General features: G+C 45.5%; 18 protein-coding genes and 1 riboswitch. Of the genes, 5 read left to right on the top strand and 13 right to left on the bottom strand.

The window, feature by feature from the left end:
- Position 1: 1 nt before the first annotated feature.
- From ACZ449_RS26675 to ACZ449_RS26655, 5 genes are read right to left on the bottom strand one after another with little or no spacing between them, the layout of a single operon-like run.
- A complete protein-coding gene (locus ACZ449_RS26675) occupies positions 2 to 730 on the bottom strand; it encodes an energy transducer TonB (protein ID WP_464259039.1) in 729 nt (242 codons plus the stop codon).
- Positions 730 to 1,140 carry an ExbD/TolR family protein gene (locus tag ACZ449_RS26670; RefSeq protein ID WP_464259038.1) on the bottom strand — a complete coding sequence of 137 codons (411 nt, stop codon included), beginning with the start codon at positions 1,138 to 1,140 and terminating at the stop codon, positions 730 to 732. Before ACZ449_RS26670 ends, ACZ449_RS26675 begins: the two co-directional genes overlap by 1 nt.
- Positions 1,127 to 1,762 (bottom strand): MotA/TolQ/ExbB proton channel family protein, encoded by a 636-nt coding sequence (locus tag ACZ449_RS26665; RefSeq protein WP_464259037.1) that lies wholly within the window; start codon positions 1,760 to 1,762, stop codon positions 1,127 to 1,129. The genes ACZ449_RS26670 and ACZ449_RS26665 overlap by 14 nt, the downstream gene beginning before the upstream one ends.
- Positions 1,759 to 2,868, bottom strand: coding sequence for an adenosylcobinamide amidohydrolase (locus ACZ449_RS26660; protein ID WP_464259036.1), 1,110 nt, complete (start codon positions 2,866 to 2,868; stop codon positions 1,759 to 1,761). The genes ACZ449_RS26665 and ACZ449_RS26660 overlap by 4 nt, the downstream gene beginning before the upstream one ends.
- Positions 2,869 to 2,902: 34 nt before the next feature.
- Positions 2,903 to 3,895: an ABC transporter substrate-binding protein gene (locus ACZ449_RS26655; protein ID WP_464259035.1), complete on the bottom strand. Its 993-nt coding sequence runs from the start codon at positions 3,893 to 3,895 to the stop codon at positions 2,903 to 2,905.
- 262 nt (positions 3,896 to 4,157) lie between these two features.
- Positions 4,158 to 4,339, bottom strand: a riboswitch (cobalamin riboswitch).
- A 224-nt stretch (positions 4,340 to 4,563) separates the two neighbouring features.
- Between ACZ449_RS26655 and ACZ449_RS26650 the strand changes: the two genes are divergently transcribed.
- The gene (locus ACZ449_RS26650) at positions 4,564 to 5,421 is read left to right on the top strand and encodes an SAM-dependent methyltransferase (RefSeq protein WP_464259034.1); all 858 of its coding nucleotides are present in this window, start codon (positions 4,564 to 4,566) and stop codon (positions 5,419 to 5,421) included.
- A gap of 99 nt (positions 5,422 to 5,520) precedes the next feature.
- Here the strand turns inward: ACZ449_RS26650 and ACZ449_RS26645 are convergent, their stop codons facing one another.
- From ACZ449_RS26645 to ACZ449_RS26625, 5 genes are all read right to left on the bottom strand, one after another.
- Positions 5,521 to 6,339, bottom strand: coding sequence for an FAD binding domain-containing protein (locus ACZ449_RS26645; RefSeq protein WP_464259033.1), 819 nt, complete (start codon positions 6,337 to 6,339; stop codon positions 5,521 to 5,523).
- Positions 6,333 to 6,800: a (2Fe-2S)-binding protein gene (locus ACZ449_RS26640; protein WP_464259032.1), complete on the bottom strand. Its 468-nt coding sequence runs from the start codon at positions 6,798 to 6,800 to the stop codon at positions 6,333 to 6,335. The genes ACZ449_RS26645 and ACZ449_RS26640 overlap by 7 nt, the downstream gene beginning before the upstream one ends.
- The gene (locus tag ACZ449_RS26635) at positions 6,797 to 8,914 is read right to left on the bottom strand and encodes a xanthine dehydrogenase family protein molybdopterin-binding subunit (RefSeq protein WP_464259031.1); all 2,118 of its coding nucleotides are present in this window, start codon (positions 8,912 to 8,914) and stop codon (positions 6,797 to 6,799) included. The genes ACZ449_RS26640 and ACZ449_RS26635 overlap by 4 nt, the downstream gene beginning before the upstream one ends.
- Before the next feature lie 175 nt (positions 8,915 to 9,089).
- Positions 9,090 to 10,052: an NTP transferase domain-containing protein gene (locus ACZ449_RS26630; protein ID WP_464259030.1), complete on the bottom strand. Its 963-nt coding sequence runs from the start codon at positions 10,050 to 10,052 to the stop codon at positions 9,090 to 9,092.
- A gap of 60 nt (positions 10,053 to 10,112) precedes the next feature.
- Positions 10,113 to 10,535 (bottom strand): DUF3842 family protein, encoded by a 423-nt coding sequence (locus ACZ449_RS26625; protein ID WP_464259029.1) that lies wholly within the window; start codon positions 10,533 to 10,535, stop codon positions 10,113 to 10,115.
- A gap of 727 nt (positions 10,536 to 11,262) precedes the next feature.
- On the opposite strand from ACZ449_RS26625, the gene ACZ449_RS26620 reads away from it, so the two are divergent.
- Genes ACZ449_RS26620 through ACZ449_RS26610 form a run of 3 tightly spaced genes read left to right on the top strand, consistent with a single transcriptional unit; the run spans position 11,263 to position 15,288 of the window.
- Positions 11,263 to 13,788 (top strand): AMP-binding protein, encoded by a 2,526-nt coding sequence (locus ACZ449_RS26620; RefSeq protein WP_464259028.1) that lies wholly within the window; start codon positions 11,263 to 11,265, stop codon positions 13,786 to 13,788.
- A gap of 28 nt (positions 13,789 to 13,816) precedes the next feature.
- On the top strand, positions 13,817 to 14,425 hold the full coding sequence (locus ACZ449_RS26615; RefSeq protein ID WP_464259027.1) for an FmdE family protein: 609 nt from the start codon (positions 13,817 to 13,819) through the stop codon (positions 14,423 to 14,425).
- Positions 14,426 to 14,445: 20 nt separating this feature from the next.
- Positions 14,446 to 15,288 (top strand): SAM-dependent methyltransferase, encoded by an 843-nt coding sequence (locus ACZ449_RS26610; RefSeq protein ID WP_464259026.1) that lies wholly within the window; start codon positions 14,446 to 14,448, stop codon positions 15,286 to 15,288.
- A gap of 208 nt (positions 15,289 to 15,496) precedes the next feature.
- On the opposite strand, the gene ACZ449_RS26605 is transcribed toward ACZ449_RS26610, so the two are convergent.
- From ACZ449_RS26605 to ACZ449_RS26595, 3 genes are all read right to left on the bottom strand, one after another.
- Positions 15,497 to 17,122: a sensor histidine kinase gene (locus ACZ449_RS26605; RefSeq protein WP_464259025.1), complete on the bottom strand. Its 1,626-nt coding sequence runs from the start codon at positions 17,120 to 17,122 to the stop codon at positions 15,497 to 15,499.
- On the bottom strand, positions 17,119 to 17,811 hold the full coding sequence (locus tag ACZ449_RS26600) for a response regulator transcription factor (RefSeq protein ID WP_464259024.1): 693 nt from the start codon (positions 17,809 to 17,811) through the stop codon (positions 17,119 to 17,121). The genes ACZ449_RS26605 and ACZ449_RS26600 overlap by 4 nt, the downstream gene beginning before the upstream one ends.
- Before the next feature lie 85 nt (positions 17,812 to 17,896).
- Positions 17,897 to 18,298 carry a DUF2680 domain-containing protein gene (locus ACZ449_RS26595; protein ID WP_464259023.1) on the bottom strand — a complete coding sequence of 134 codons (402 nt, stop codon included), beginning with the start codon at positions 18,296 to 18,298 and terminating at the stop codon, positions 17,897 to 17,899.
- A 179-nt stretch (positions 18,299 to 18,477) separates the two neighbouring features.
- Between ACZ449_RS26595 and ACZ449_RS26590 the strand changes: the two genes are divergently transcribed.
- Positions 18,478 to 19,860: an NAD(P)/FAD-dependent oxidoreductase gene (locus ACZ449_RS26590; RefSeq protein ID WP_464259022.1), complete on the top strand. Its 1,383-nt coding sequence runs from the start codon at positions 18,478 to 18,480 to the stop codon at positions 19,858 to 19,860.
- Positions 19,861 to 19,909 lie beyond the last annotated feature (49 nt).

Here is a 19,909-nt window from a genome sequence, read left to right as displayed (position 1 = left end):
TCTATACGTTCAGCTTAAATACCACAGGCATGGTAGTTTGACAGGCAATACTTTGACCTGACCCCCGCACTTTGGCTGGAACAAAACGCCAGCGCTGCACCGCAGCTGCGGCAGCATCATCCAGAAGTTCTGAACCACTGGATTGATAGATACTCACCTCGCCGGCGCGGCCATTTTCTAAGATTTCAATACTAAGCACTACAGTGCCTTCAATACCTGCCTGACGTGCTTTCTCCGGATAATTTGGTTCCCGGCGTGAGAGGATTCCGGGAGGAATGATTTCCCTCGCTGCGCCGGCGCTTTCCACTGAACCTGAACTACTTCCCGTAACACCGCCAGCAGGATTGCCAGCACCAGTTGCGGGTGTTCCTGCTGGAGATGCTGTTGTGCCTGTCGACGCAATCGTGCTACTATCAACAGCGACAACCGCCATAGCACTACTAACATCTACTACCGCCGCTTGCGTCATCTGTTCCGCTACAGGGTTGGTTTGTTGCTGTTGTGGCACCATCTCCTGACTTGATGGTGCTACCGCCGCCGGTGCCGGTATAGCCGCCAAAGAAGGGCTTGTCGGATCACTGGCTAACTCCAGCTCAATCAGCGTCTCCGGCATGGGAACAGGCAGGACAGCCTTACCGGCCAAGTACCCGACACCAGTTAACACAATACTATGCAAAAGCAAAGAAAGAACCATAGCTTTGCGCCAACGCGAACCTGCCACCCAATCCATTACTTATCCTTCCTTTCGGTCGCAATAGATACCCGCTGGGCCCCCGCTAGTTTCAATTCATCGAGAACAGCTACCACTTTGCCATATTCAGCCGCTTTATCAGAGCGCAGGATAAAAACCAGGTCGCTTTGCTTGCTCATTTCCAGTTGCACCCGTTTTTTCAACAATTCCAGTGGTATATCTTCCTGTTCAAATAAAACCCGTCCCTCTTTGGTAACAGCAATCGCCACACTGTGCGGTTTGTCGCTTTGGGACGAGGCAGCCTGCGGTAAATTAACAGGTATGGTCTGCTGATCAACCATATAGAGAGTACTCATAATGAAAAATACCAATAGGAAAAAAATAATATCAATCATGGGGATAATCATCAGTTTAGGCTGGCGCTCAGACCGCAAATTACGCAATTTCATGATGTTTCTCCTGTTTGATATGCCCCAACACTAACAGGCAAGCTTGTTCAACCTGGGTGATCAATTGGTCTAGGCGATGGTTGAAATAACTATACACAATCATCGCTAAAGTAGCTACACATAAGCCAGAGGCAGTAGCAATAAGCGCTTCCCCGACACCGCCAGTAATGGCCTGTGGCTGGCCAGCTTTAATATTCATGACACTGAAAGAACCAATCATGCCAATAACTGTACCCAGGAGACCCAAGAGTGGCGCAATGGTTACAATGGTGTCCAAATGACTTAGATTGGTACGCAAACCAGCAACAGCTAACGCAGCCTCACCCTCAAGCACACTTTCCACATTGGCACAGCCCTGTTGAATGTAGCCAATACCCTTGGCAGCAACACTAGCTGCAATTCCCTGAGTCTGTCGGCATAATGCATAAGCTGCTTCCCAATCAGCCTGTTCTAGCAATGGTGTAAGCTGCTCGCTAAACTCACGCATGTTGGTATTCATCTTTTTATAATATAAGAACCGTTCAACACCAATGGCTACAACCAGTAAGGAACAGGCCATAATCAAATACATAACCGGGCCACCTTTATGAAATATGCCAAAAAACTCTGCTATAATGCTCATCTTTGTTCCTCCGTTTTATGTAAATTACTTGTAATAATGCTCAGCAGCAATATCTGCCAGGTTTGCAGACAAGCTGCAGCACTCGTATCGGCGATCACAGGTGCTGTCACCCCAAATTTAGTGGCAACTGTCATAAGCAATTGATTGGCTACCTGACACACCTCACTACCAGATAATAATTCCCACTGCAGTTCATCCAGGAGATGTACATACAAAGCCCCATAGGTCACTAAGCAAGCATCACTGTCTATCTGGTATAGTTCATCTAAAAATTTAGGTTTAATCACAGCTTTTTCCGTATTATCTTCATAATAAACCTGCCATAGCTCTTCTTCTGCTAACCCATATCGTTTGAACCGGCGCAACATGCTGTGTTGCTGCTCTGGTGACAATCCAGTCTGCTTATACAAAGCTTCTTTAACAGCAGACACTACTGTCCGGCCAATCAATTCTCCCAGCTTCGAGTGTTTGCCCGCGCTCTCAAAGTACAGCGACGAGGTAGGATTAGCAATGACAATTGTCTGATCTGTACCTGAACCGGTAGCCAAACCGGTCGAGTAATTGCTGCCTGCCATGAGTTCTTGCAAGGCCGCCGTCTTGGCTTCCGTACAGGTAACCAGCGCTCTGCTTATAATGCCTGGCGGCAAATCAGCATCAATGACCAGAATAATATTGATAGTTCCAGGTTTTTCCACACTACTTTTATCAATAGGCTGAAAGTAGTCTGCTGGATCACCGACCCGCCCACCATTGACCTCAATACCGCCGGTAACAATGGCGGTTACTGTCAGGGTTTCATAGCATGCCGTATGGATAGCAACATTCTGCATAGAGGCCGCGGTCTCCATCCCAACCGTTGTCACCGGGTCCAGGCCGATTTCTTCGGTAATAAGCTTGATATGTTCCTGGTAGGTGAGCGCACGCAGGGTGCAGGCCATCCCAGCCCCAGGATTACAGTCATTATTAAACACAGCTGTCAAATCCTCCCGGTAACCCCCATTAACAATTGCTGTGCTGATTACCTTGCGTGGTTGCTCAAATGGAATGACAATACTTTTATAATACTGGTAAACAATATCGCCAGTAGATAAGGTACAAAGTTTCATGCTACTGCTCCTCGTACACTTCATTTTTTCTGACCTAAAAATACTGCGGATAAGCAGCCCGAGCTACGTCCTGTACGCCATACACAATGTACTGCGAAGTAGAAGTTAAGTGTCTGTCAGGCACAGCAATCATTTTTTTATTGCGAACAGCTTTTACCGACTGCAATGCCGGATCATTCTGTACATCCTCTGCGAACTTCTTCGTATCTGTTTTGCCACTATAATCCCAGACAGGCAGCAATATTACATCTGGATTAACACTGACAATTTGTTCTTTGGACAATACTTCATCACTATGCAGTCCAGCCAACGCCGCACCTTCTAATACCCCGGCCTGACGACAAATATCTTCAAAAGTACTGCCTTGTCCACCGCCGTCACCCATCAAGGAAAACCGGATAACTACCGGCTGACTGCCTGCAGGAACTTGCCGTACTTTCTCCTTAACTTGTGCCAGTTGAATTTCCATCTCGGCTACCAACCGTTCACCGGCTTGTTCTTCGCCAACAACATGAGCCATTGTTGTAATCGATTGTTTGACTTCGGCAATGGTGGTTGCGGTTTTATAGACATAGACCGGAATGCCTACCTCCCTGAGTGTTTGGCTTAGCGCTGGCGGCAGCCAGTCTGGAATAATTACAAGGTCTGGCTGAAGCGCAATAACGCTTTCGGCATTGGCCTGTATTTTTTTAGGAATCGCTTGGCCTTGTTCAACAATATTCGATACGCCACTGTTACCAGACAACTGCGTCAAGGCCGCAATACGCTCTTTGACTACCAGAGCCATAAGAATCTCATCAGTGCTAATAGAAAGCGACACAATCTTCTGGGGTTTTTGCGGAAGTTTCAATACATAGCCAGTACTATCTACTACTTCGTAACCCCCAGAACTGGCTGCACTTTCGCCTGGAGGCGAACTACTATTATTTTTTTCGGCACAACCACCTGTGAATACTAGCAGCAGTCCTAAAACCACAAGCATACTCAGTCGAAGGAATGACCGCTTAGCTAGGTTTACCATTGTCATAGCTTCATCTCCTGTAGGTTGTCTCTTCAGCAGATACTGTGCAGCATCATTGCCGCCAAAGCAGTGCAACCGTGTTATTTATCCTGCTTATTGAGAAAAAATGGATACACATAGCAAAACTCCCGACCACGTAAAGTCGGGAGTAATAAACAAACAGTAAGCTAATGCTAATAAAAAACTCCTGGTGTCAAAAACCAGGAGTGAATCAGCTAGTCGACAAAACGCCTACTGTAATCCCCTCCCCAAACCTCGTGGGTAACAAACGGTGATTGTCAGACAGGCAGTTCTCCTGACTCCGGATCATTGCTTGCTTAAACCTTCCCAGGAAATACATCCCAGTGGCGTATCTTAAGCTTGCTCCCCGTTACAGTGGCGGGACCGCGCCGGCTTTTAACCGGTCTTCCCTATTAAGCCCAGTTGGGCACCTACCTCAAATATTTTATTTTCCATATTCAGTATATACCTTTGTGAAAATACTTGTCAAGTTCTATGTCTTTTCCTTTTCATCTGAACAATAACTATAATTGACAATTATGTCGAAACAATTTATAGTTAAAGTAGCTATTCTGAATCATGAAGATTCGAAATTCCGGTATGAAACCTGAGGAAATGCTACCTTGGATGTTCATGCCTTTTTTATTAATTGCATTTCAGGAAGGTGAAAATATATGTGTAATACTAAGTTTTGGACAGCTGCCTGGCAGGAGGTACGAGATACCTCTAATTATGCTCCCAGTTATAGCAATAAACAGGGCTGGCAACAATTCTGGAATTCATTCGCCGAAGAACATGCACTGCGCAACCGCCAGAGCCGTTCTATTTATAATACCATTGTTGAAGGTCTTGTGGCCGACAAGGTGATCAGCCCCTTCAGCACCGTACTGGATATAGGCTGCGGTGCCGGTACCTATACATTGCCCCTGGCTTCCAAGGTCAGACAAGTTACCGGCTTGGACACAGCCGACCAAATGCTGGCGATGTTGAAATCCGAGGCCATACATGAAGGGCTTACATGCCGGATTGAGCCGCAGCAGGCAGATTGGCTCGATTTCCCATCTGAACCTGCCTATGATGTCGTGTTTGCGGCCAATACGACTGCCATCAATGATTATGACAGCTTAATGAAAATGAATGATGTGTCAACCGGCGTCTGTTGCCTTATCGGCTTTGCCGGCACTTACCATATCAAGGTTCGCTCTCTTCTGTGGGAACATCTCATGGGAGAACCCCCTGAGCATATGGCCTTTGACATTCAGTATCCGTTTAATATCCTCTATAATGAACGTTTCCTCCCGAACCTCAAGTTTTACAGTTACCGCGAGCGCTACCGGGAAACCCTGGCGTACATGATTGAGTACTACACCAGCTATTTTTCACTGTTTGGACTGGAAGGCCCAGAAACAACAGCTAAAATTACCGAGTTTATGACCAATCGGGCTGTTGAGGATTATTGTACTGAACTGATTAACACAACAATCGGCGTGCTTTGGTGGCGTGCAGACCGTAAAACAACTATTTTAGAATAGCCCACTACTATACAACATATATAAACACCCTGCGGTAAAGTGTTGGTTCGTAATTTTCACTTTACCCGCAGGGTGTTTTTTTATTACCTAGAAAATAAATCAAATTCCATTGCTTGCAAGAAAGTCACGCAGTAAATTCATACAAACAGCCTTGCGGTATTCTGCCGAAATTCTACCTCTGATAGGAACAATAGCCTGCGCATAGGCAGTAAGATACTCTTCCTTGACGTTCTTTGCTTCATCAATCGTCTTACCGATAAACATAGCATCAATATCTGCTCGCCTAATGATAACGTCGCTGACTGCACCGAATGCCGTCATACAGCTTGCAATCTTCCCTTGTTTAACGTCAAAGATGGCCGCAAAGGATACTCGAGAAATTGCTAAAGCATTTCTTGCACCCACCTTCTTATAATAGTAATTACTAAGACCGGTTCGCTTCATTAGAATTTCTACAAGCAGTTCATCTGCCTGCAGGGACGTTTTCTTTCTACCCAGATAGAACTCCGTAATAGGAATCACCCGTTCGCCCCGGCTGCTAACAAGACGCAGTTTAGCGTCTGTCGCGAAAAAAATCAGTGCGCTGTCCGCCTTAGGTGAACCGTTACAGATATTGCCACCAACAGTGCCCAGGTTGCGGATGGCCGGTGCCGCAATCTGCGATACCGCCTTCTTTAAAATAGCAGGCGCCAGTTCACTTTCCATAATATCAGTAAACGTGCACGCGGCCCCAATACGGATATACTCGCTATCTTCCACTATATTTTTCATCTCAGGTACTTTAGCCAGGAATAAATAGTTTGCATTTTCATCTGGTTCAAGCATCAAATCAGTACCCCCACCATAAGGGATAACCGTCTTTATTGCACGAATCTCCAAGGCTTCTTTCAACGATGCTGCCTGATAACTATTTACCATAAACCTTGCCCCTCCTTTGCGGCACTCTGAATCGCTTGGACGATGGCATTATACCCGGTACATCTGCAAAGATTACCTGATATACCTTCGCGAATCGCTGCTTCGGTAGGGTTGGGATTCTTGGCTAGAATACATTCAGAAGCAAGAATCATGCCTGGAATACAAAAACCACACTGCACCGCACTGACAGCAGCATACGCCTTATCCAGAGCGGCAAAGCGCTCTGTTTCACGATAACCTTCAATAGTCATAATCGTACTGCCTGCAATGTGGCCCATGGCTACCATGCACGAGTTAACCAATCTGCCATCAAGAATAACCGAACAGGCACCACATTCCCCTTCTTTACAACCGCACTTTACACCAGTAAGGCTAAATTCAGCTCGTAGCACATCAAGCAACCGCGCATTTTCTTTGGCAAGAGATGTAACCGAGTGACCGTTAAGAATAAATTCTATCATCGCTTATTCGCCTCCTGTAAAATGCTCATGGCATCTTCTTGTGTGAATGGCACCTTATTCAATGGAGCACCAAGCGCATTTTCCATCGCGTCTAGATAAGCTGGAGCCGCACCAACAAGCGGAAGTTCACCAGCCCCCTTTGCTCCATAGGGACCATGGGTATATGGATTGTTCAGGATTTCAGTCACCAGATTGGGCACATCTACCGCTGTCGGAATAATATAGTCACTAAAGCTGTTATTGCGAATCCTGCCTTTATCGTTATAGTCCATCTGCTCCATCGAGGCATAACCAATCCCTTGAAGGAAACCGCCCTGCATTTGACCTAATATAATATTCATATCAACAGGAACACCAACATCGAAGATTCCCCATGCTCCCAAAATCTCGGTAGTAGCAGTAAGTGTATCTACTTCTACTTCAATCGCATTAACAGACCAGGAATAGGTCGGATAGGCGTCTCCCCTAAATTCTTCAAGATTAAACGGAATTACAAAATCAGGCTCGACAAAATGCTCTTCGATAACTTGTTCTTCGCCAGGTCGCCATTCTTTCTTAAGCTTCTCTGCCGCTCGCTGCAGCAATCCACCAACTGTCATTAAGGAACGGCTGGCTACAGTCGGGCCTGAATCTGGCACACGGTCGGTATTCGGGTTATCAATGAATACCTGATCATACGAAATACCCAGGGTATCTGCAACAATTTTACAAAACGTAGTTTTGAGACCTTGACCTATATCTGCATTGCTTGTGAGAACCTCTACCGTATCATCTGCATTTTTTCTAATCTTGGCAACAGCCTTAATGATGTCACGCTCGCCACTGCCCGTAAACCCACAGCCATGGTAGAACAACGACATGCCAATACCTTTCCGGTATCGTCCTGTCTGATTCTGGTACAGCTTGCGCTTGGTGCGATAATCGGTAAGCTCATCAATCCGCTGAATCATTTCAGGCAAAGGTACATGGAAATGATACTTACCGCTGGTAGACGTAACATCCCCCTGTTTAACAATATATTTTTCTTTAAGTTCCAGAGAATCCATGCCCAGTTCTTTGGCAATATGAGCCATGGCCATCTCTACTGCAAAGAAAGTCTGCGGTGCGCCAAAACCGCGATAGGCTCCGCAAGGCACTGTATTTGTCTTAACTGCCCGCCCGGCAACCCTCAGATTATCCACACGATACACACCATTTGCGCAAATCAAGCCCCGCTGCAAAACAACGGCAGAAAGAGTAGTATAGGCACCGCTATTGAATAACACTTCAATATCCATACCTGTAATTTCACCATTTTTAATCGCTACCTTATAGGTGCAAATGGATGGATGGCGTTTTGAAGTAAACTCCATATCTTCGCGCCGGTCAAATATGACCTTAACCGGCTTGTTTGCCTTTTTTGCCGCTACTGCGGTTTGACACGCAAGCATGGAAGGAAATGCTTCCTTGCCGCCAAAGCCTCCCCCAGTGACATCCTGGATAACTTGAACAGCCTTTCCCTCGCAGCCTAATGCTTGGGCAACTGCAGCATGCACATAATAGGGGCACTGCATCGAACCACGTACCGTCATTCGTCCATCATGCGGCTCTGCAATCAGCCCTTGTGTTTCAAGATAAGCCTGTTCCTGATAACCAGTCTGGAATGTCTCAATGAAAATACGATCTGCTTCTGCCAACGCCGTATCAATATCGCCTTTGGCATAATTGTACTTGAAAAAAGCAGTATCTGATTTACGCATATCAAGAACTGGAACTTGTTCTTCATATACTACAACAACCTCATGCAAAATTCTCTCGACTTCTTTAAAATCCGGACCGACAACCATCAAAATCGGCTCACCAATATACTCAACAGTATCCTCAGCATAAACCGGAGTGTCATGAACGATAATTGCCACGCGGTTTACACCAGGTACATCATTCTTGTCAACAACCAAATAGCCCTCCGGCAATGCTGGCAGAATAATATCAGTGATACGTGCTTTGGCCTTTGCGGAGTGCAATAATCTACCATAAAGCATATTGTCCATTACATGATCATCCACATAAAGAGCCTGGCCGCTTACTTTCGCTTCATGATCTTTTTTCTTAGCAGATTTACTGATTGTTTCCATGCTGGGCCTCCTCTACCTCAACTTTTTTTACATCGTTCCTATTGATAGTTAGGGTAAACATAAATACCCTCCCATTTTGTAATAATTTAACAATCACTTGTTATAATCATTATAAAATAGGAGGATATTTTCATCAAATTCTTTGTCAAAAGAACTTGCTATACAATTTTGATTTTTAAAATAATCTATCAAATTCATTTTTTGCATACTGGCGTATATTTTGTTCAAATTGCTGATATTTCTCCAGAAATTTCAGACCTTCATTTGTCAAATACGTTTTTCCGCCCTTGCTGCCGCCATGTTTTCTTTCAACAACTGCATATCCCAACTCTTGTTCCAATTCGTTTAGCATATTCCAGGCTTTACTATAAGACAATGCAATACGCCTGCAGGCACTTCGCACCGAATGTGTATCCTGAATCAAAATCAAAAGCAATTTTGTCCTTGAATTAAAAAATAGAGATTCTTTTTCAATACTAATCCTAACAAACGGATGCAATATCTGGTGATTATGTTTTTCTAAAAGTTGGTCTAACCGCTCAATGTCATCGGTATTATGGAGAATACCTTCATCCTCTATCTCCAGCCCTTGTCTTTCAACCCCCATATTTTCAATGGCTCCTCGCATTCCCCTATTCCCCGCATACTTGAGGATGCCAGGAATCAGTTTGGAAGATAACATAAGGGGATGACCGACTTTTCCATGATACGATGGCGAAATTACCTTTTCACCACATTCCATCATCTTTTGAATTGTCTCTGGTGTAAACAGCGGAATATTTACTGGATTGAATAATACCTGATCACATTTATTTTGTAAGAAATCCAGTCCGATTTTGGCAGAATCAAACATCTGCGAGGTTTCATACTCTGGATTTCGTAAAAATATAACCCCATAATCAGCTAAATCATGTTCGATTTCTTCCGCTCTATACCCGGTAATTACCACAATTGGTGAAATTTCAACCTGCTGGAAGGTTAAAACAATTCGTTTCACTACAGAAATAGAGCCAATTTTGAGCAGTGGGCATGCTTCATTTCCTGCTGAAGTTTTTCCAGCAGCAACGATTAGGCCGCCTGTTATTTGTTTTTCTTTTTTTTCACAGTTATGCTGCTTACTTTGTCCAGGCAGTGTCATTTCAACACCCCTTACCCACCATGGGTTGTTTTATCTGATGACTCGACAGCTTACTTTATCTTACCAGGACTTACCTTGAACAAGCTCACTTACTTTCGCCACAGCTTCTTTAATAGATACCACCAGTGGCCTGGTTTCCAGCCCAACTATATCGAAGTGTTGTTGATTAACCGGTATCAGTACTTTATGCGCATCAGATGAAGCAACAGCTTCGGCAATCTTAGGCGTAATCTCGCCCATCAAGGAATTAGGAATTATAATACCAATTGGCCCTACTACTATATCAACTTTGCGGATAGAGACAACAACAACATTCTCTCCGGTCGCACCACGCATAGCTCCCGCCCGCACCATATTGTTGGTTGCTAACGCATTTGTTCCCAGCGCAATAATATCTGCTTTTTGCCCGAGTTGTGATGAAAGCTGCGTAACCAGCTGCACTCCAAGGCCTCCGCCCATTCCGTCAATAACTGCAATTAACATTACTTTTTTACCACCTTCCGTAAAACTGGACGATTGCCATATCTATTCGGCTAACAACAACCAAATCCCTGCAGAAGCCGCCTGTGCCCTTTAGGGGTATAGTCGTTCAATCCAGGGAAAGTTATACTTTCCATCTGGAGAACGAAAAAAACCATGAAAATCGCTTCACACGAAACCTTCATGGCTACATTTCACATTATAGGTTATTTACAAGTCGTTCAACATAAAGAAACCACGGCCTGCTTTTAAGAAATTTTTATACTTTCTGTTATGGAAACAAACAACCGTACTTCATACGGTATTCAGCAGCTTCAGCTACCTTCATTACTCTGATTGTACCAAAATTCACTTTTATATGTCAAGACATAGTACGAATTATCTAAAATCATTAGCATTACAAACTATACTTACACCTATTATAGTACTGGTTCTTCTGAAATCATCTTGACAAAAATTACAAAATGGTTTATAAATAAGTAATTAATGCAATGATAGGGAAATACACTGCGGTATGACGCTCCAGAGAGCTGTTGGTTGCTGAGAAACAGCGCGCAGAGCAGTCGTGAAACTCACCCTAGCAGATATCAACAAGAGTGATACCACGAAAGTTTACGCTTTCGTCTCTTAGCAGAAATGCTTAGAGATGAAAGCTTTTTTATTGCTGGGTATAGCTAACTAAGCAGACCGATTATTAATAGTTCTAAAAAAGATTTGTGAGGAGACTGCAATGAAACTTGCTTTTTCTACCTTTGGTTGTCTTGATTTCAGTTGGACAGATATCTATTCCATGGCCAAAGATTTTGGTTTTGACGGCATTGAAATCCGTGGACTGGGCAACGATACTGTTCGCGCACATCCGTTTACCGCAACTCAGATCCCGCAAACAATCCAAAAGCTCTCTGAACTACACCTCGAAATTCCTTGCTTTTCTTCTGTTTGCTGCTTAAAGTACGCAGAAAAAGCGGAAGAAAACCATGAACAGCTTGTGCAGTATATTTTACTAGCTGCCAAATTTGGCACGCCCTATGTCCGCATTCTGGCCGACCTTGCTCCCCAACCAACCGGCGATGTGGATGATGGGGTTGTACTTGACGCATTAAGGCGCCTGGTTCCTATAGCCGAAGAAAATGGTATAACCCTGCTGGTGGAAACCAATGGTGTTTATTCCGATACTGCCCGCCTATGCCTGCTGCTTAATCAAGTTGCAAGCGATGCAGTGGCCGCTCTGTGGGATATACATCATCCCTACCGCTTTGCAGGTGAGACACCAGAACAGACGATACAAAATCTTGGTGCCTATATTAAATATGTACATAGTAAGGATTCTATTGTGGCAGATGGCATAATCCACTACCGCGTAATGGGCGAAGGAGATTTACCAATTAATGCTATTATGATGGCATTAAGCTCCATAAAATATGATGGCTATGTTTCACTTGAATGGATCAGGCACTGGGCACCAGACCTTAATGATGCAGGCGTTGTTTTCCCAAATTTTGCAAACTATATGAGCCGTTACATTGAGAAAACTACGGCAAAGGGCCGTCTGTTCGACAATAACACCAAAACTGGCAAATATGTCTGGGAGAAAGATACGCTCATTGACTTGACCTTCCCTCAGGTGCTTGACCGCATGGTTAATGAGTTTTCCGATCAGTATGCTTTTCGGTATACCACACTAGATTATACCCGAACCTATTCGGAATTCCGGGACGATGTCGATACCTTTGCCTGTGCGCTAATTGCCTTAGGCGTCAGACCAGGTGATCATGTTGCCATCTGGGCAACTAATGTCCCTCAGTGGTTCATTACCTTTTGGGCAACGACCAAGATTGGTGCGGTGCTTGTCACTGTAAATACAGCCTACAAGATTTATGAGGCGGAATATCTGCTCCGTCAGTCAGATGCACATACACTTGTGATGATAGACGGTTATAAGGATTCCGATTATGTCGGTATTATCAAGGAGCTTTGCCCAGAACTTGAAACCGCCGATGCGGAGAAACCTCTGCACATAAAACGTCTGCCTTTCCTGCGCAATATAATTACGGTTGATTCAAGGCAGAAAGGTTGCCTGACATGGGAAAATGCCATAGCCATGGCTGACAACGTTCCCATCGAAGAGGTTTATCGCCGCGAACGTTCTATCAACAAACATGATGTGTGCAACATGCAGTATACCTCGGGAACCACCGGCTTTCCGAAAGGTGTCATGCTCACCCACTATAACGTGGTAAATAACGGAAAAAATATCGGCGACTGCATGGATCTTTCCACAGCCGACCGCATGATGATTCACGTACCTATGTTCCATTGCTTTGGCATGGTGCTTGCCATGACAGCTGCGATGACGCATGGCGTTACCATGTCGCCGATGCCGTATTTCTCACCTAAGCTATCACTGGAATGCATCAACCGGGAGAAAATAACCTGCTTCCACGGAGTCCCCACTATGTTTATTGCGATGTTAGAGCATGATGACTTTCCGAAAACAGATTTTTCTACTATACGAACAGGCATTATGGCTGGCAGCCCTTGTCCTGTCAAGGTAATGCGCGATGTTGTAGACAAAATGAACATGACTCAGATAACAATAGTGTTCGGGCAAACCGAATCTGCACCTGGCTGCACCCAAAGCCGCGTAGATGATTCTGTTGAATTGCGCGTTACCACCGTAGGCCGTGCGCTACCTGGCGTTGAGTGTAAGATTGTAGACCCCGAAACCGGCAAAGATTTACCTGACAACATGGATGGCGAGTTTGTAGCCCGCGGCTACAACATCATGAAGGGTTACTACAAAATGCCTGAAGCAACATCAGCTGCCATTGACAAAGACGGTTGGCTTCATACCGGCGACCTGGCAAGGCGTGATGAAAATGGATACTACAAACTTACCGGACGTATCAAGGATATGATCATTCGGGGTGGTGAAAATATCTATCCTAAGGAAATCGAAGATTTTATCTATACACATCCCAAAGTCAAGGACGTTCAGGTGATTGGCGTACCAGACAAGCAGTATGGCGAGGAGATTGTTGCGTGCGTGATCCTCAAAACGGGGATGATCCTAACGGCCGACGAGCTTAAGGATTATATCTGTTCCCATATATCCAAACATAAGACTCCTCGCTATATCGATTTCGTTACTGAATTCCCGATGAATGCCGCCGGAAAAATCATGAAATATAAGATGCGCGAACAGGCAATTCTAAAATTAGGCTTACAAGCAGACAGTCGAATTGAGACCGCATGACAATAAATAAAAAATTCTGGAGGTTATCATGAACAATCGTCCTGCCGACTTTCAAAGGGCTATTGACTTTCACGGGCATTGCTGCCCCGGGCTTACTATCGGCTACCTGGCCGCCAAGGCTGCCTTGGCACATCTCAAGGTAGAACGCGCCGCCGACGAAGAACTTGTTGCTATTGTCGAATCTGACGGCTGTGGCATTGATGCCATACAGGCTATTTTAGGCTGCACCATCGGTAAAGGCAACCTGATCTACAAAGATCATGGCAAGCAAGCCTATACAGTTGGCAATCGTAGCACAGGTAAGGCTGTACGGGTTGTTGTAACAGGCGATAGAGTACCACTGACACCTGAGCAGGAAACCATCAAAACTGCCATATTCAGCGGACAAGCTACGCCGGAACAGGAAGAATCCTGGCAAAAACTTCAGTCTGAGCGCATTGCCTGTCTGCTAGCTACCTCGCCTGATGAAATATTTAAAATCCAGGACGTCGAACTCAAACTACCTTCAGAAGCCAAAATCTTCAACTCTGTTATCTGCGAGTACTGCGGCGAAAAAGTCATGGAAGCCCGCGCCCGGTTAAGAAATGGCAAAATTGCTTGTCTGGCCTGTACCGAAGAATATAGCCGGGGATGGTAAAACAAGAGCGAGGTGATTTTATGTACAATACCAAATTTTGGGCCAAGGCGTGGGACGAGTACCGCCAAACCGTACGAAAACAGAGTCCTGATCCCCAAGCCTGGATCGAATTTTGGAACAGCTTTGCCAGCAGTTATACAAAAAATACTAACACCAACCGGCAAACCCATCAGGACATCATTGAACAGCTTATAGCGCAGGGAGCCGTCAAACCAGGCGATAGCTTACTTGACATTGGCTGCGGCCCTGGCACCTATGCGTTGCCTTTGGCTGCTAAAGGCGTTAAAGTGACTTGCCTGGATACAGCCAGTCAAATGCTGTCTACACTCCAACACAAGGCCGATAAAGCGGGGCTATCTGCTCATATTGATTGCTTGCATGCCGATTGGAATGACTTAGCGGCAAAACCGGTCTATGATGTTGCGTTTGCCGCCAAAAGCCCGGCCATTGATGACTATGACAGCCTCATGAAAATGATCAAAGTAGCCCGCAAAGTTTGCTGCCTCATTGGCTTTGCCGGTCAGCACAGCCTTACTTTGCGCCGCCTGTTATGGGAGAGACTTCGCGGCCAAGCTCCGCCCGGTCCCTCTTTTGACATTATTTACCCTCTCAACATCCTCTACCAAGAAGGCTATCGCCCTAACTTGACTTTTTACAGCTACAGTCAAACCGAACAAGAGCCGCTTAATTATCTGATTGAGCACTACACCCGCTATTTTACTGTATTTGGCATAAGCGGCCCAGATATCGAAGCCAGTATTCGCGACTTCTTAGAGTCCCGCGCCGTTGATGGCCTGTGTACCGAACAATCAGCAACAACTGTTGGGGTTATGTGGTGGAAGGTTACAGAGAAACTGTCATAAATAAATTAGTAGAGTGTGTTTCAAAAATAAAACTTTGAGTACTTAGGAAACTTTGAGTACTTTGCGGTAACAATCCTTAATACGGGCTTGGTTTGGGCTATGGGGTTAGGTTTATATAACCACAAAGGACACAAAGAGCGCAAAGGGATACGAAGGGTAGATTGTATTGTATAGCGCCTGCTGCACTCAATTATGCAGCAGGCGCTTTCTATACGTTAAACTGAATAGTAAACACTGTTCCCTTGCCTGGTTCACTTGTTACTTCAACCGTAGCACCATGCAGGTTGATGATTTCCTTAGCAATAGCTAAGCCCAAGCCTGTACCGCCAGTGGCACGGGTATGGGATTTGTCCGCTTTGTAAAACCGTTCCCAGATATACGGCAAGTCCTCAGGCAGAATACCGGAACCAGTATCTGCAATGTTCAGTGTGAGTATATTGTTAACTGCACTCACACGTAGCGTAATTGTCCCGCCCGCTGGGGTAAACTTAAGCGCATTGTCAAGCAAAATCAGGACTAACTGAGTCAATCTGTCACCAGAGGCCTGAATTTCCGGCAACCCATCCGCAATCTCAGTACGCACGATAACTCCTTTTTCCTGACTCGGCTGTTTAAATAAGGTTACAATATTATCCACAATTTCTGCCAAAGAAACCGGTTCTGTCTCCAGCGCAGCCGTACGGGCTTCCAGGTGACTGAGATCCAATAGCTCATTGATCAATTTTTGCAGCCGTATGGATTCGTCACGCATAACTTTGTGGTATTTTTCCACCTGCTCAGGCTGGGATATTGTCCCGTCGAGGAGCGCCTCATTATAGCCGCACATAATAGTCAACGGTGTTCTGAGTTCATGCGAAACATTGGCAACAAAATCACGTCTGAGCTTATCAGTTTTTTCGGTTTTATTCACAAACTCATTGAGTGCTTTAATCAGTAGATTTAACGAGCGGCTTAAATCACCTACCTCGTCGTTAGTCTCGACTTTAGCCTGAACCGAATAGTCGCCTCCAGCCATAGCCGAAGCCACTGCCTGCATGGACCGCAGTGGCCGGATAATGCTTGTGGAAAGATAATTGGCGATAAAAATCGTAATCAATATCCCCACCGTTCCGGCGGCGGCAATATACCAGTAAATCCGACTGAGGAACCCATCGAAATCGGATAAAGGTGCATTAATCAGCACAGTGCCTTGAATCTGGCCCTCCGCTTGTTTCAGCGGCACTGCAACAAGCAGCATGTTCTCTTCATAATAGGGATGATATACCATTTTAGACCAAGCCGTCCCACGAGCTGCTTCCAACTGCTGTTTTACTTCCTCAATGCCGCTTATGGCTGCAAGGCTTGGCACTTGACCGGACTCTGCCTTGTCGACAGGCCTGTCTGACGTCATACCCGACATCCTGCCATGCCCTCCCATACCAACGCCATGACGCCCCATCCTACCTTGACCTTCCAGCATATCACAATCCTGCCCCATCTCCATGGGACTTTTTTTCATCATCCCGGCCCGGCGGCGAATACCACCTGATGGTGCCTGCTGTTCTTCGGAAGCGGCGATTAAATTAAAAGAGCTGTCTACGACCCAGACTCTAGCACTAAGCAAACTGTCAATACTGTTAATAAAATTAGCCAACTGACCATAATTGATCTCACCATTATAATAGCTGTTTACCACCCGCGCGGTTTCATAGGCCTTGTCAGTCAGTTCACGCTGCTTACTGGCAAAGAAATAATTGTGGATTAAGAATGAAACCCCAGTGGAGACAATGAGCAATACCAACGCAACAACCATGATGAAACTGCTCAGTAATTTGTGTTGCAGCGATACTCTCACTTTTTCACCTCAAATTTGTAACCTATACCCCACACTGTTTTTATATCCCAGGGTGAAGTCGCACTGATCGCCAATTTTTTCCTAATCCGTTTAATATGAGTATCGACAGTACGCGTATCGCCACAATAGCTATAACCCCAGACACTCTCTAACAGCTGTTCACGAGAAAATGCCCGTCCTGGCTGAGCGGCCAGCTCCCAGAGTAGCTCGATTTCCTTATTGGCAAAGGGAATTTCCTGGTCAAACGCCATGACCGTATGCTTAGCCATATCAATTGTCAGATTTGGATATCGTAAAGCAGCCGTTGACTGTTGCGGCGGCACGGCCAAACGGCGCAATACCGCCTTGACTCTGGCAACCACCTCCCGGGAATTAAAAGGCTTTGTCACATAATCATCTGCTCCAAGCTCAAGGCCCATGATGCGATCTTCATCTTCAGCCCGCGAAGTCAGCATAATAATAGGTATGTTTGAAAACTTTCGAATTTGACGGCATACCTCGAGTCCATCCAAAACAGGCATCATAATATCCAAAATGATAATATCCGGCTTATATTCCTGATTTTTAATAAGCGCCTCTGCACCATCTGCTGCTTCGTGCACCGTGAAACCTTCTTTAGTAAGATAGAGAGCCAATAATTCCCGAATGGCCTGTTCATCATCAACAAGTAGTACCGTTTTACCTGTCATGTTTTCACCTCTTAGCTTAAGCATACCACAAGCTGCATTTGCTCAAAAGAGCCTGCCGCTATGCGACAGGCTCTTTTACTTTATATTATTGTTGAGCCGGAACGTTATTATTACCACAACTGCCGTTCATTGGCCCCATGCCCCGTCCTTGTCCCATCTGGCCATGCCCGCGGCCCATACCCATCATGCCAAAATTACCGTCTTTTTGCCGCTGCTCCATGAAGGAAATCTGCTCATCAGCCTGAGCTTGGGTTAGCCTGCCCCATTCAACCTGTTTTTGCAACACTTGTTTTCTGTGTTCAAACCGCTCTTGTTGCCAAGTAGCCATCTGAGCTTTTTGTTCGTCAGTCAGGTTAGCTTGTTGTCCGGCCGCTCCGAAGAATGGGCAAGCCTGACCGAGATTGTTTCCTGGAGCCGCAAATGCAACTGCACCTGCCAACGACAGTACGAGGGCGCCAATTAAAGCAAAACTAGTGAACTTTTTCATGTCAATCACTCCTTGTTATTATTTGACTTAAGTATAGCGTATTCTTTTAGGCAAAGTGTGACCAAACTGTGAACAAAGCGTGAACACTTTTATGATTCATTTGCTATTTACAATCATAATTTGGTAAAGTATATTGTGTAAGGGTTTGTGTCAAAAGCATAAGGAAAGGTGGTTTTACCATGACTAACAAATTTGACATTGGCATTGTCGGCGGCGGCCCAGCCGCTGTATTTGCTGCTTATGAGCTTGTCATCAATAATCCTGCTATCAATATTGTTCTTATAGAAGCCGGACATGACATCTATTCCCGGCATTGCCCCATCGCCGATAAAAAAGTTTCTGCTTGTATTAAATGCAACCCCTGCGGTATCATGCGCGGTTTTGGCGGTGCAGGCGCGTTCTCTGATGGCAAGTATAACTTTACCACCCAGTTTGGCGGCTGGCTGAATGAGTATCTTCCTGACAAAACCGTGCTTGATTTAATTGACTATGTTGACCAAATCAACTTGAAGTACGGCGCACCGGCTGAATATTTCAGCACCCAAAACAGCGGACTCGGCAAAGAGGCCTTAAAGGTTGACCTACACTTATTAGATGCTAAGGTTCGCCACTTGGGCACCGAAAACAATTTGAAAATCCTACAATCGATCTATGACTATCTGCAAAAAAAGATCACTATGCTATTCGGTGTAACGGTAAATTCCATAAAAAAACAAGACAACACCTTTATCCTTGAAACAGCCAAAGACGGAGCCATCGAATGCGATTATCTGATAGCTGCGCCTGGACGCGCCGGTTCTGAGTGGTTTTCTCATCAATGCCGCGACCTTGGTTTATCACTAACCAATAATCAGGTGGATGTTGGCGTGCGGGTAGAGATCCCCGCTGAGGTATTCCAACACATAACCGATGAAGTATATGAAGCCAAACTTGTATACCGTACCAAACAATATGGCGACTTGGTACGGACCTTCTGCATGAACCCTAAAGGCTATGTTGTTGCCGAAAACACGGACGGCATTGTTACTGTAAACGGCCACAGTTACCGGGACGAAAAGCTGCATAGCAAAAATACCAATTTCGCGTTGTTGGTAAGTAATACGTTTACTGAGCCGTTCACCGAACCCCACCAATATGGCAAACGCATTGCGTCCTTCTCCAACATGCTTGGCGGCGGTGTACTGGTGCAGCGTTTCGGTGATCTGCTAAAAGGCCGCCGCACCAATGAACACCGTCTGGCCCAAAGCTTTACCAAGCCTACCCTCAAAGCCACCCCCGGCGATTTGAGCTTAGTATTACCCAAACGCCATCTCGACAATATCATTGAAATGATTTATGCCCTCAACAAAATTGCTCCTGGCATGACCAATGACGACACACTGCTCTATGGAGTTGAAGTCAAATTCTACAGCTCACGCCTTAAACTCACCGGCGAACTGGAAACTGAGATTGAGAACATGTTTGCCATTGGCGATGGTGCCGGTATCACCCGCGGCTTGTCACAAGCCAGCGCCAGCGGCGTGCATGCTGCCCGGATTATCAATGCCCGGCTAAAAAAATAAAAGAAAAATAGACCGCCAGGTGCTGCTTGACCTGGTGGTCTATTTTTCT

The sequence above is a fragment of the Desulfosporomusa polytropa genome (assembly GCF_055380075.1).
Note: the sequence above shows the minus strand (reverse complement) of the source record. Positions and strands in the feature narration are given on the sequence as shown.